15 protein-coding genes are annotated in these 13476 nt (G+C 49.3%); 1 reads left to right on the top strand and 14 read right to left on the bottom strand.

Features of this window, described 5'->3' with window-relative positions; translation table 11 throughout:
* The first annotated feature begins 132 nt into the window (after nt 1-132).
* The gene (locus GIW82_RS02905; protein WP_154748410.1) at nt 133-1515 is read left to right on the top strand and encodes a glycine--tRNA ligase; all 1383 of its coding nucleotides are present in this window, start codon (nt 133-135) and stop codon (nt 1513-1515) included.
* Nucleotides 1516-1551: 36 nt separating this feature from the next.
* Here GIW82_RS02905 and recO read toward each other — a convergent pair whose 3' ends face one another.
* From recO to prmA, 14 genes are all read right to left on the bottom strand, one after another.
* Nucleotides 1552-2334 (bottom strand): DNA repair protein RecO, encoded by a 783-nt coding sequence (recO, locus tag GIW82_RS02910; RefSeq protein WP_154748411.1) that lies wholly within the window; start codon nt 2332-2334, stop codon nt 1552-1554.
* 12 nt (nt 2335-2346) lie between these two features.
* Nucleotides 2347-3264: a GTPase Era gene (gene era, locus GIW82_RS02915; protein WP_154748412.1), complete on the bottom strand. Its 918-nt coding sequence runs from the start codon at nt 3262-3264 to the stop codon at nt 2347-2349.
* Nucleotides 3248-3658: a cytidine deaminase gene (locus tag GIW82_RS02920; RefSeq protein WP_154748413.1), complete on the bottom strand. Its 411-nt coding sequence runs from the start codon at nt 3656-3658 to the stop codon at nt 3248-3250. Before GIW82_RS02920 ends, era begins: the two co-directional genes overlap by 17 nt.
* A gap of 20 nt (nt 3659-3678) precedes the next feature.
* A complete protein-coding gene (locus GIW82_RS02925) occupies nt 3679-4032 on the bottom strand; it encodes a diacylglycerol kinase family protein (protein ID WP_154748414.1) in 354 nt (117 codons plus the stop codon).
* On the bottom strand, nt 4019-4501 hold the full coding sequence (ybeY, locus tag GIW82_RS02930; RefSeq protein ID WP_154748415.1) for an rRNA maturation RNase YbeY: 483 nt from the start codon (nt 4499-4501) through the stop codon (nt 4019-4021). Before ybeY ends, GIW82_RS02925 begins: the two co-directional genes overlap by 14 nt.
* Nucleotides 4498-6636 carry an HD family phosphohydrolase gene (locus GIW82_RS02935; protein WP_154748416.1) on the bottom strand — a complete coding sequence of 713 codons (2139 nt, stop codon included), beginning with the start codon at nt 6634-6636 and terminating at the stop codon, nt 4498-4500. The genes ybeY and GIW82_RS02935 overlap by 4 nt, the downstream gene beginning before the upstream one ends.
* A 107-nt stretch (nt 6637-6743) precedes the next feature.
* Complete coding sequence (locus GIW82_RS02940; RefSeq protein WP_154748417.1) at nt 6744-7700, bottom strand: PhoH family protein; 957 nt, start codon at nt 7698-7700, stop codon at nt 6744-6746.
* 357 nt (nt 7701-8057) lie between these two features.
* Nucleotides 8058-8612: a hypothetical protein gene (locus GIW82_RS02945; RefSeq protein ID WP_154748418.1), complete on the bottom strand. Its 555-nt coding sequence runs from the start codon at nt 8610-8612 to the stop codon at nt 8058-8060.
* A gap of 30 nt (nt 8613-8642) precedes the next feature.
* Nucleotides 8643-9629, bottom strand: a complete 987-nt coding sequence (gene floA, locus GIW82_RS02950) for a flotillin-like protein FloA (protein WP_154748419.1) — start codon at nt 9627-9629, stop codon at nt 8643-8645.
* Nucleotides 9630-10439 carry an NfeD family protein gene (locus GIW82_RS02955; protein WP_154749570.1) on the bottom strand — a complete coding sequence of 270 codons (810 nt, stop codon included), beginning with the start codon at nt 10437-10439 and terminating at the stop codon, nt 9630-9632.
* A 219-nt stretch (nt 10440-10658) separates the two neighbouring features.
* Nucleotides 10659-10832: a 30S ribosomal protein S21 gene (rpsU, locus tag GIW82_RS02960; protein ID WP_008431605.1), complete on the bottom strand. Its 174-nt coding sequence runs from the start codon at nt 10830-10832 to the stop codon at nt 10659-10661.
* 94 nt (nt 10833-10926) lie between these two features.
* Nucleotides 10927-11595: a deoxyribose-phosphate aldolase gene (gene deoC / locus GIW82_RS02965; RefSeq protein ID WP_154748420.1), complete on the bottom strand. Its 669-nt coding sequence runs from the start codon at nt 11593-11595 to the stop codon at nt 10927-10929.
* A gap of 179 nt (nt 11596-11774) precedes the next feature.
* The gene (locus tag GIW82_RS02970) at nt 11775-12512 is read right to left on the bottom strand and encodes a 16S rRNA (uracil(1498)-N(3))-methyltransferase (RefSeq protein ID WP_154748421.1); all 738 of its coding nucleotides are present in this window, start codon (nt 12510-12512) and stop codon (nt 11775-11777) included.
* A 14-nt stretch (nt 12513-12526) separates the two neighbouring features.
* Nucleotides 12527-13468 (bottom strand): 50S ribosomal protein L11 methyltransferase, encoded by a 942-nt coding sequence (gene prmA / locus GIW82_RS02975; protein WP_370455976.1) that lies wholly within the window; start codon nt 13466-13468, stop codon nt 12527-12529.
* Nucleotides 13469-13476: the final 8 nt, after the last annotated feature.

Below are 13476 nucleotides of genomic sequence, written 5' to 3' on the forward strand. Positions count from 1 at the left end.
CCGGAGCCATGGTCATTTTCAAGATGGGTTGTTGATCAACCAATCGAGGTGGAACCGCGGGTCATCACGTACTCGTCCTCGGACTTATGTCCGGGGATGGGTGCGATTTTTTATTTTATGGAGGAATGAAAAATGGAAAAATCAATGGAAACAATCGTTTCACTAGCGAAGCATCGCGGGTTCGTCTTCCCGGGGTCTGAAATTTACGGAGGTCTTGCCAACACATGGGATTACGGTCCACTTGGCGTTGAACTGAAAAATAATATCAAAAAAGCTTGGTGGCAGAAGTTTGTCCAGGAATCCCCTTACAACGTGGGCTTGGATGCTGCAATCTTGATGAACCCGAAAACGTGGGAAGCATCCGGTCACCTTGGGAACTTCAACGACCCGATGATTGACTGTAAGAGCTGTAAGACACGCCACCGCGCTGATAAGCTGATCGAGGATGCACTCGATGCGAAAGGCATTGAAATGATCGTTGACGGCTTGTCATTCGAGAAAATGGCTGAATTGATCCAAGAACACGACATCAAGTGCCCAACTTGCGGCAAATTGGACTACACGGACATCCGCCAGTTCAACTTGATGTTCAAGACGTTCCAAGGGGTCACAGAATCAAGCACGAACGAAATCTTCCTACGACCTGAAACAGCACAAGGGATCTTTGTCAACTATAAGAACGTTCAGCGCTCGATGCGCAAAAAAATGCCTTTCGGGATCGCACAGATCGGGAAGAGCTTCCGAAACGAAATCACACCTGGTAACTTTACATTCCGTACGCGTGAGTTCGAACAGATGGAACTTGAGTTCTTCTGCAAGCCTGGCGAAGACCTGGAATGGTATGCTTACTGGCGCGACTTCTGTAAGAACTGGTTGCTATCTCTTGACATGAACGAAGAGAGCATGCGTCTTCGTGAACATGAGGAAGACGAGTTGTCCCACTACTCGAATGCGACAGTCGATATCGAATACAAATTCCCATTCGGCTGGGGTGAGCTTTGGGGCATTGCGGACCGCACAGACTTCGACTTGAAGCGCCATATGGAGCACTCGAACGAGGACTTCAACTACATCGATCCAGTGACGAACGAACGTTACGTCCCTTACTGCATCGAGCCGTCTCTTGGCGCTGACCGTGTGACACTTGCGTTCCTAGTGGATGCATATACGGAAGAACCGATCGAGAACGACGACAAACGTACAGTCCTGAAGTTCCACCCGGCACTCGCACCGGTCAAAGCGGCAGTTCTTCCCCTTTCGAAGAAGCTTGCGGACAATGCAATGGAAGTATTCGGCGAATTGGCGAAACACTTCGCGACAGATTACGATGATTCACAGTCGATCGGGAAACGTTACCGCCGACAAGATGAAATCGGGACACCGTTCTGTATCACGTACGACTTCGATTCAGTAGAGGATGGCCAAGTAACAGTCCGCCACCGTGATTCGATGGAGCAAGTACGTATGCCGATCGCTGAAGTGACAGCTTATATCCAAGAACGCATCCGTTTCTAATCAACTGTAGAAAAGCAAAAAACCCGCTGAAAGAAGTCAATCTTCTTTCGGCGGGTTTTCTTTTTGTGGCAAAAATTCCGGCGTACGCTCCAACTGCTCCAGGAAATTCCGGGATTTCAGTCGGATCCCTGCCTGCTCTTCGTATATCGTCCGGACAATCTGCTTGATTAAGCTCTTCGTTTCCTTCTTCAGCGTCAAGGAACCGACACGTTCGATCGGCACATAATAAAATGTCCGGATCACTTTGACGATCGATGGACTCAGCCGGATGATGTAGCGGTCGATCTGGAAGCAGCGGTGACAAAGGAAACCGAGCTCCTGGAATGAGAACGCGAACTCCCCTTCAGCTGCACCGCAGTTGGCACAATGCTGCAGTGTCGGTGAAAGTCCTGCGACCGCAAGCATTTTCCACTCGACAAACAAGGTAATGGCTTCCGGGTCATACCCTTCGTTGATCGCCTGAAATGCCTGGTACAGCATTTCATAGATCCCTGGCTGCGGCTCCTCCTGCTCCGTCAGCCGATCGATCAATTCCGTCACATAACTTGCATGAGCCGTCATCATGATGTCTTCCCGAATATGCCGGAAAGACTCCAGTGGATCTCCGCTCTGCAGCGTGCCCATCCCTTTTCCTTTATAAATCGTAAAACTGCCATGGGTGAAAGGCTGTGTCACGGCGGCGAGTCGGCTTGATGGTTTCTTGGCCGCCCTTGCCATTGCGGTGATCTTGCCCGCCTCGCGTGTGAAGATCGTGACAATCTTGTTGTTTTCACCATACGGCCTTGTGCGGATGACGATTCCTTCAAGTTGACTCAGCATCGTCTTGGCTCCTTAATATTCGTCGTCTCTAAATCCGAAATCACGCAAGTGAACCGATTTGTTGCGCCAATCTTTTTGGACTTTGACCCACAACTCGAGGAAGACTTTCGATCCCAACAAGTTCTCGATGTCTTTGCGCGCGCGGCTGCCGATCTCTTTCAGCACAGCCCCCCGTTTGCCGATGACGATGCCTTTCTGGGAATCGCGTTCGACCATGATCGTCGCCTGCACACGGATCATGTGCTCGTGTTCTTTGTCCGGCGCGATCTTCTCGATGACGACGGCGATGGAGTGTGGCACTTCCTCGCGCGTCAAGTGCAGCGCTTTTTCACGGATCAATTCTGAAATGATGAACCGTTCCGGGTGATCGGTGATCTGGTCTGCTGGATAGTATTGCGGACCTTCCGGCAAATACTCACCGATTTTCGCGAGCAAGTTCTCTACGTTATTGCCTTGGAGTGCTGAAATCGGCACCACTTCCGCAAAATCGAACTCCTGTTTATATCCTTCGATGACTTTCGGCAGCTGGTCCGGGTGTACTTGGTCGATTTTATTGACGACCAGGAAGACCGGGACATCAAGGCCTTTCAGCATCTCCAGGACGAAACGATCCTCTTTTCCTACGCGATCCACTCCGCTCGCGACGAACAGCAGAACATCGACTTCGCGGAACGTGTTTTTCGCGACCTTCAGCATGAAATCGCCAAGTTTATGACGCGGCTCGTTAATTCCTGGTGTATCGATGAAGATCATTTGGCTCGCATCCGTCGTCACGACGCCTTGTACTTTGTTACGTGTCGTCTGTGGTTTGTCGCTCATGATGGCGATTTTCTGTCCGACAACGCGGTTCAGGAACGTCGATTTGCCGACATTCGGCCGGCCGATGATCGAGATAAATCCTGATTTGTATCCGTCAATCCCGTTTTGCATAATCCATATCCTCCGTTGTGAAGGCGCCAGGCAATAGTGTGCCTACTGTCGTTTCCTGAACGTCTCCATTTAAATTCGTCAAATAAACCGGCATATCTCTGTCGCAGAACTCTGCGATCACTTGGCGGCATGCACCGCATGGTGAGACCGGCCCTTCTGTATCCGCTACGACGGCTAGCGCCGCAAATTCATGGACCCCTTCAGAGATCGCTTTGAAGAACGCTGTCCGCTCTGCACAGTTCGTCATCGGGTAAGAAGCGTTTTCGATGTTGCATCCTTCGTAAACTTTGCCGTTCTTATCAAGAAGCGCCGCGCCGACCGGGAATTTCGAGTACGGGACGTAAGCATACTCACGTGCCTGTTTTGCTTGTTCCATCAATTTTAATTTTTCCATTTCTGTCACCTCATTTAAGATTAAATCCACTTAGGCCAAAAGATAAGTAAGCCAATTATAGCACTTGCCATCGCAAATACCAAAACTGCGCCTGCTGCGATGTCTTTTGCTTGTTTTGCAAGTGGGTGGATATCAGGCATCGTCAAGTCGACCGCCCGTTCGATCGCAGAATTGATCATCTCCAGTGCAAGCATTCCGCCGATCAACAGAAGGATAATGCTCCATTCCATAACGGAAAGACCGGTCAAGAAAGCAGCAGTAATCACGACCACCGCTGCTAAAAGATGAATCCTCATATTTTGTTCGTACTTAAGGGCATAACGGATACCGGACGCCGCGAAAGTGAATGAACGGACGAACTTACGCGCGTTCATTTTTGTCCCGCGTCAGACCGAAGCTCGTCAATACCTCTTCCTGTCTGCCGAACATCTTCTTCTCATCCGCTTCATCCATGTGATCATAGCCCATCAAGTGCAAGAAGCCATGCACTGCAAGAAAGCCCAGTTCCCGTTCGAAGGAATGTCCATAATCCGACGCTTGCTCTTCCGTGCGTTCGACGGAAATGACAATGTCACCAAGCATGCGGGGCTCCAGTGAACCGACAATCTCCATTTCGCCGTCGCCCAACTCTTCCATGGCAAATGAAATGACATCGGTCGGAACATTCTTCCCGCGGAATTCCGCATTGATCGCCTGGATCGCTTCATTCGTCGTGAATGTCACGGACATCTCGGCGTCCATGACGCCTTCCTCTTTTGCCGTATGCTGCAGTAGACGCTCCACAAGGTCCAGCTGTTCCTGCGACATGTTCTCAGTTTCGTCAATCAAATCGATCGCTATCATCCTATCCGCTCCTTTATCTCTTTTTCCGAAGGATATTCGATGCGCGAATGGAAGATTCCATTCAAGGTCTCACACATGACCCGCTTGATCGTCACCAATTCCTTCATCGTCAAATCACATTCGTTGAATTGTCCGTCTTTCACTTTGTCCTCGATGATCGCCCCGACAAGTTTTTCGATCTTCTCCGGCGTCGGCTCCTTCATTGAACGGACTGCCGCTTCTACACTATCAGCGACGGAAATAACCGCGATTTCCCTCGTTTGCGGTTTCGGGCCTTCGTAGCGATACGATTTTTCGTCGGTGTGAGGATTCAATTCCTTTGCTTTCATATAAAAAAATTTCAACAAGCTCGTCCCGTGGTGCTGCATCGCGACGTCGACGAATTCTTTCGGCATTTTGTGCTTGCGGAGCAGTTCCGCTCCTTCCACCGTATGCGAAAGGATAATGTCCCGACTCTTATCTGGCGGCAGATGGTCGTGCGGATTCATCATGTTCATCTGGTTCTCGATGAAATAATGGGGGCGGATCGTCTTGCCGATATCATGATAATAACACGCTACTCGTGCCAACAAACCGTTTGCCCCAATTTCTTCACAAGCTGCGTCCGCCAAATTGGCAACCATTACACTGTGGTGATATGTGCCCGGTGTCTCCGTCAGGATCTTTTTCAATAGCGGGTGGTTCGGATTCGATAGTTCAATAAGCCGGATCGGCGACAACAAGCCGAATGCCGTCTCGAAGAATGGCATCAGACCGAAAGTCAACGCGCCGGACAACAGTCCTGAAAGAAGCGCTGTAACGATATAGAAACCGACTTCCCCCATTGAATACTGTGTCTGGCTGATCAATAAGTAAAAACCGATGAATAGGGCGTTGACGATCGCAACCGACAAGCTTGTCCATAGCAGACGATTCCGGTCGCTTCCTTTTCCGATCAGGAAGACCCCGGCTAGACCACCGAAAAGAATATACAATGCGATATCCATCTGAAGTGTGGATGCATAACCGCCCTCCATCATCAGACCTGCACTGGTACCGATCAAGAACGTCGTATAGACCGCCGTTCGTTCATCGAACAAGATCCGGACGATCATACTGGCGAGCGCCGTCGGGAATAGGAAGGCGATCGTGACGTCGAAGTTGTCGCTGAGGAGGTTGACCAACAGCATGAGTGTCAGCGAAATGGTTGTGACGACCCATGTGACAGTGAGCGCACGCACTTTCGTCACTTCGTTCATCTTGCTGCGCGCAAGGACCATGAACAGCAGTAGAATGATGATTGCGACGAACAGCAACAGTCCGAGCATCGGACGGATATTGTCCTTTTGCTCTGTCATCCCGGCAAGTTCCAACTGCCTGAAAACTTCACGATCGATGATCTGGCCTTCCTGTACAAGTACTTGGCCTTGCAGGATCTTCGTCGGCTCTATACTTTTCCTTGCTTGATCGATTTGTGCTTCCGTCAAATCCTCGTTGATTGTCTCGGTCGGTACGATGCCGAAGCGGGCGATTGCGATTGCTGGCTGTAGGACCGTAGCAGGAATAGATGCATCTCCGCGGATCTCCAGCTCAGCTGCATTCCTTGCACCGTTCAATCCGACATCACGGACCGGCTCTTCGAGTGCATCTTCGACGATCATTTTCAGCTTTTCTTTCAAGCTCGTCAAGTCTTTTTCCGGCAACGCTAACAACGACCTAAGCATGTCATCCGTCAACCGGAGACCGTTCTCACTGTTTTCCATCAGCCTGAGGTTCTCTCCGAGTTCAGCGACCATCGCTTCAATATCGGCAGGCTTCTTTTCGTCGTCGACCGATTCTTTGGCATCCAGAATATAACCGAACAACGACTCGATCACTGCCGACTGGTTCGCAGCCTGCTCGTCGATGAATTGATAGCTCGGCGCAATTTCATTTTCTGCACGGACCCGCTCCTGTTCGGTCTTCACTGGATCTTCCACTGTTTTATTCGAACGTATGGTCTCTTCAGATAACTTGAACAATTCTACCTGATACGTATCTTCTGTTACGGATTGAACTAAAAACGCATAGATGGTAACGCCAATCAGCAGTGTTAGCACTGCAATCACCGCTTTATAGCCTGCCTTGTCATAAAGCCTTCTCGCCTTGTCGAGCATCCAACCACCTCACTATAGTAGTTCTATCATATCAAGAGCTGCCTTTTTTTTCAGTATTATTCGTCACGTTCAGTCAGGATTTTCTTCTATAAAAAAACCAGCCCTCATCAGAGCTGGTTTTCGTATGCATCGATGATTTTCGCGACGAGCGGGTGACGGACGACATCGCCTTTTTCCAAATACTCAAACGCAAGTCCCCGTACTTCTTTCAGAACGTTCTCGGTCGCCACAAGACCTGATTCCGCTCCACGCGGCAAATCGATCTGTGTCTTATCTCCCGTAATGATCATTTTTGATCCAAAACCGAGACGAGTCAAAAACATTTTCATCTGTGCTTTTGTCGTATTTTGAGCTTCATCCAAAATGACGAATGCATGGTCGAGCGTACGGCCACGCATGTAGGCCAGTGGCGCGATTTCAATCGTTCCCCGCTCGATCATCCGGTTCGTCTGTTCAAGGCCGAGAACATCGTGCAACGCGTCATACAACGGACGCAAATACGGATCGACCTTTTCTTTCAAGTCCCCTGGCAAGAAGCCTAGGCTTTCTCCTGCTTCAACGGCAGGACGTGTCAGGATGATCCGCTTCACATCGCCGTTCTTGAATGCCTGAACGGCCATGACGACTGCCAAGTACGTCTTACCGGTTCCGGCCGGTCCGATGCCGAAGACAAGATCATTCTGGCGGATAGCACGGATATAGCGACGCTGTCCGATGGTCTTGGCACGGATGATCTTGCCATTCGCATTGCGTGCTACTTCTTCATCGTAAAGTTCAGCAAAGTATTCGATTGTTCCGCTTTTCGCCATCTCGATTGCGGAGACGATGTCGCGCTGATCGATATTGATGCCCTTGCGGATGACTTTCAATAATTGTTCAATGAGGGCTTTTCCGACTTCCCGTCCTTCTTCCGGACCGGATAAGCGGATGACTTCCCCTCTTGTAATGATCTGGATATTGAAGGTTTCTTCGATTAATGTCATGTGAGAGTCCGAAATGCCAAGCAGCAGCACCGCTTCATTCGGGTCTTTCACATGAAGTTCGAGTAATTGGTTATCTGTCATGCAGTCTCTCCTTGGTACAGAATAGTCAACGTATTCACTTTATCATTAAATGGAACAGGCTGTAAATGGATATCCATTTTGGGTTGACCATAACTGAGCTGGTGGTTCTTGTGCGGAGAATAAGAGATCGGGTCAGCTCGTTCGAAAACGGGTGTTGAATAGAATGCGGGAGTTTTGGATGATTCTAACGTAGCAGCCATCGGCGCGTGCGATCAGAAGGCGTCGCATATTAGCGGATGAAATCATTTTTCATGCTCTTGCTGTATTCAGTCGCGACTCGGTTAACATAATATTTATATCAATATCGATTACAATTAGAAAAAAAACCAGCCACAATTGGAGTGGCTGGCTGGTGGATCATTTCTTCCTTGCTTTCGGCTGCCCGAGAATTTCGGCCATGATAACACCGCGTTGGACATCATTCGCATTGAGCGGGAGCAGATCATTTTGTGAGTTGATCATGTCGCGCACTTCCCCACGTTTAATGTTGTTTGCATAGATCGTACTGTTTTGTTCGATCCGTCCCGCAGCATCCTTGGCCTTTCTCGTAACTTCCCGCGATGGTCTTGGCGTCTTCTCTGCTACTTGTTTCACCGTTTCAATCGCTTCTTCTTGCGATTGAGGAATTTTTTGCTGCATCTCCGCCTGAAGATCTTTGTAAAGATCCTTCGCATAGTCTTCTATGCGTTTTCTCGCACTTTCGCGCTTGGCAGGATCACGGGCATTCCGGACTGTCTGAGCAGCCTGCTGCGACCTCGAGCGCTGCTGTTGCTGTGCTCGCTGTTGCGTCACTGGCTGCTGTTCCGTCTGAGGTGCAACCGGACCGGTTCCCTTGTCCGACTTTTGTTTATCCTTATTATTGAATAAAGCAGTCACAGCCATGATGATCAATCCGATGATTAACGGTTCCAAGTGAATTCCCTCCCTTGGCGATCACTGGAATTATTCGTTTTCCGCTTTTTCTTTTCCAGTTCTCGCAATCGAATCACGCATGCCTGTATCAGCTTGCACATTCTGGTAGTTGACGTAATCCATGACACCGATATTGCCTGAACGAAGCGCTTCCGACATCGCCATCGGGACTTCCGCTTCCGCTTCGACAACCTTCGAGCGCATCTCGACAACTTTCGCTTTCATTTCCTGCTCGCTTGCTACAGCCATGGCACGGCGTTCTTCCGCTTTTGCCTGTGCGATTTTCTTATCAGCTTCCGCTTGTTCCGTCTGAAGCTCTGCACCGATGTTTTTGCCGATATCCACATCCGCGATATCGATTGAGAGAATTTCGAATGCTGTACCGGAATCAAGCCCCTTGGACAATACTGTTTGAGAAATCAGATCCGGATTTTCAAGAACTTTCTTATGACTTGTGCTTGAACCAAGAGTAGAGACAATCCCTTCACCCACACGGGCGACGATTGTTTCTTCACCTGCACCACCGACCAGGCGGTCAATATTTGCGCGCACGGTGATTCTTGCTTTCGCTTTTACTTCGATTCCGTCCATTGCAACACCAGCGATGAATGGCGTTTCAATGACTTTCGGGTTAACCGACATCTGAACCGCTTCAAGTACGTCACGTCCTGCCAAGTCGATTGCCGCTGCACGTTCGAACGGCAGATCGATGTTTGCACGGTGAGCTGCAATCAGCGCATTGACGACACGATCTACGTTCCCTCCGGCAAGATAATGACTTTCCAGTTGATTGATCTGCACAGTTAGTCCCGCCTTTGAAGCTTTGATCAGCGGGTTGACGACGCGTGATGGAATAACGCGACGCAAGCGCATTCCGATCAGTGTGAAGATGCTTACTTTAACGCCTGCTGCTACTGCAGAGATCCACAGTGTCACTGGTACGAAGGTGAAGAAAATCGCCAATAAGATAATGACGACGATTATACCACCGGCGATTCCAATTGTTTCAAGACCCATTTAAATTTCCTCCTCTTTTGATTCCAGTTCCCGCACAACAATCCGGGAACCTTCCACCTTGATAATCTTAACATTCTTACCGGCATCAATAAAGCGGCCTTCCGATACAACATCGATCCGTTCGTCACCCAGCTCGATCGTTCCCGATGGACGTAGAGCGGTAAGTGAAAAAGCTGTCTTGCCGACAAGCTCCGGCCGATTGACGGTCGAAACATAGCCGCTTTCCGTACTTGTCGAATCGTTCAAGATGATTCGCTTGAAGAGATGAAGCCGTTTGCCAAAGATTTTCACAACAATCACCATCCCTACTGAAGCAATAATAAGTGCGAATAATACAGCGATGGCAGTAGTTTTGACGTCTTGTCCTGCCAAGAAGATACTGCCGAATATGGCTGCCAGCCCGAAAAATCCGATGATGCCTCCAGGAAGCACCACTTCCACCATTACGAGCAGAAGGCCGAATACAAGTAGAGCGATGGTACCGAAACCAGCATGACCAGCGACCGTATGCGCATAAAAATAAAGGATTAGAGCGAAGAGGCCGATGCCACCAGGAAAACCGATTCCCGGTGTGAACAATTCAAGCAAAAGGCCTAATCCGGCGATCGACAATAAAATCGGCACGACGTACGGATTGGTGAGAAAATTCACGAGCGATTCGAAAAAGCTTGGTTCGGTCGTGACGTCGGATGCTGCCGCAACCCCTTTTTCGAACGAACTGCCACCTGCTGCTAGCTGGCCAGCTTGGAACACAGACATCATCAACAGTAAAGCCGATAATAACAGTGTAAAACCTGAGACCATTCTCATCGCGCGCAATGTAATCGCTCCTCTCCTCGTGCTGATAACTATTATACGGATGACTGGGGAAACGGTTTCATTTTTCTCTCATTTCTATTATAGATTGTTTTCTCCATAATATGAAAGCGACTGCTCTCCGAAGTGGAAAAAACCGCCCGCATATCGTATGCGGACGGTTTAGCAGTCAATCGTATAGGAATATCAATTCTTTTAAGGTAAATGTCAGGATCAGAATTTGCGTTTACGCGCAGCTTCAGATTTCAATTTACGTTTTACGCTTGGCTTATCGTAGTACTCACGCTTTCTTACCTCTTGCATTGTCCCTGATTTTGAAACAGTGCGTTTGAAGCGGCGAAGAGCATCTTCAATTGATTCGTTTTTACGAACTGTTGTTTTTGTCATCTCTTTTTCCCCTCCCTCCGAACACACAGTGAAACATATAACACCACATGTCATATAGCAAAATTATAGCGCATCACGCGTTCAAGGTCAACAATTAATAATCAGAATCAGCAGATAATCCTTGCATGATTTTTACGCCCGATGATGCGCCGATTCTCGTCGCGCCAGCTTCTGCCATTGCGTTCAAGTCTTCGAGACTTCTTACGCCACCGGAAGCTTTCACGCCCATATCCGGTCCGACTGTCTCACGCATCAACTTCACGTCAGCGACCGTTGCGCCTCCTGTGGAGAAGCCTGTCGACGTCTTGACGAAATCCGCACCCGCTTCTTTCGAAAGTTTGCTTGCTGTCACTTTCTCTTCATCCGTCAACAAGCTTGTTTCGATGATGACTTTGACGATCGCTTTACCTTTTGCAGCTTCAACGACTTTCGCGATGTCCGATTTGACAAGGTCCGTGTCGCCGCTTTTCAGCGCACCGATGTTGATGACCATATCGATTTCGCCAGCACCTTTCGCGATTGCATCGGTTGTTTCGAATGCTTTCGTTTCAGAAGTGCTTGCTCCTAGCGGGAAGCCGATTACTGTACAAACTTTCACATCACTACCTGCCAATTGCTCAGCAGCTACTGCGACCCATGCAGGGTTGACGCAGACAGATGCGAAACTATGCTCTTTCGCTTCCGCGCATAGTCCGATGATTTCTTGTTTTTCAGTTTCAGCCTTCAATAATGTGTGGTCGATCATTGCAGCGATTTTTTTCATGATTATTTCTCCATTCTGATTGAAATTAGCATACGGATTGTCTTTGCTTTTTCCATGGTGCTCAAAGTCCGTACACCGCTCTACCGCTTGACTAACTGCCAAGTAGCCCTGTTACATGATGATTCACTTTGCAGCACAAGCGCATGTCTTGCAACTGGCGTTGCAAACCGCTTGCTCTTTCATTCAAATTCGTAGGATATAGCTGCCAAGGCATAGAGTGGCGCTGTTTCCGTACGCAAAATCCGAGGTCCGAGCGATGTAAACAACGCTCCAGCCGCGCTCAAAGCCGTAGCCTCCTGTTCGGAGAGCCCACCTTCTGGTCCAAACACAAGTAGAATCGAACCTTTATTATACAAAGATTTTACAGTTTCAGCAAATCGCATTCTTCGTTCTGAGCGGGCTTCTTCCTCATATGCGATGACAACCGCATCATAATCAGCCATTTCAGCAAGCAAACCTTTGAAGGACACTGCATTATGTATGACCGGAACTTGCGTCCGGTGCGCTTGTTCTGCAGCTTCTTTCGCGATTTTTTGCAGACGCTCCACTTTTTTTGTACTCTTCTTGTCATCCCAGCGGACAATCGAGCGTTCCGCTGCGAATGGGATAAGTCCATACATGCCGAGTTCCGTCGCTTTTTGGGAGATCAACTCGAGTTTATCGCCTTTCGGCAAGCCACAGGCGATCGTTACGTCAACGGGCAGTTCCACCGTTCCTTCGAGACGGTCGCCAAGACGGATGGACACGTCCATCTCCGCCTCCACGATTTCTGAACGAAAAGCGGTTCCTTGTACGACAACCACCAGCTCTTCCCCGGCTTTTTGCCGCATCACTTTCAAGATGTGATGCGCATCGTCACCAGTTATTGTGGCAATGCCATCTTCCGGGATGTCCCCGCCGATAAAATATCGTTGCATGTGTGCACCCCCCGTCATTCCGGTTTTTTCGAAATGATCGTCACCCAGTCTTCCATCATCAGGACATCTTCAACGATGAAGCCCGAACCTTCGAGGGACTGTTTGACGTCATTCTTATATGCGCCGATGATACCAGACGTGATGTAGATTCCACCAGGCTTAACGATCTTAAACGCATCATCCGTGAAGGACATGATGATTTCTGCCAAGATGTTCGCCACCACGACATCTCCCGGTACATCGACTGTATCCAGCAAGTTCCCTTGCACTACTTCGACACGGTCCTGGACGTTGTTCAGCTCGACGTTGCTCTGCGCAGAACGCACGGCGACTTCATCCAGGTCGAGCGCATGGACTTCTTTTGCATCAAGCAACGCAGCACCGATCGAGAGGATGCCAGAGCCGGTGCCGACGTCGATGACACGGTCACCTGGCTTGACGTAGCTCTCAAGCGCCTGGAGACTCATGACCGTCGTTGGGTGCGTGCCTGTTCCGAATGCCATCCCCGGATCCAATTCGATGATCAGCTCATCACTGGAAACCGGGCGATATTCTTCCCAAGTCGGGACAATCGTGAAACGCTGGGAAATCTTTACCGGGTGGTAATATTTCTTCCACGCCGTCGCCCAATCTTCTTCGTTCACTTCGCTGACAGTGACGGCATTTGCCCCGATGTCGATATTGAATGTCCGGAGCGTTTCAATCGACTGTTTGACCGCTTCGACCGTTTCACCAAGAAAGCTGTTCACCGGCAAATATGCTTTGACGATGACGCCATCTTTCGGGAAATCTTCCGGATCCAGCGAATAGATCTCGCCGAATAGATCTTCGCGCACTTTGCCGAAATCTTCGGAATCCTCGATGACGACTCCACTTGCCCCTGCTTCATGCAAGATGTTCGACACTGCTTCAATTGCTTCGTTTGTCGTATGGACGGATAGCTCTGACCATTTCACGTTTGACC

Source organism: Planomicrobium sp. YIM 101495, from assembly GCF_009707665.1.
Taxonomy (GTDB): Bacteria; Bacillota; Bacilli; order Bacillales_A; family Planococcaceae; genus Planococcus.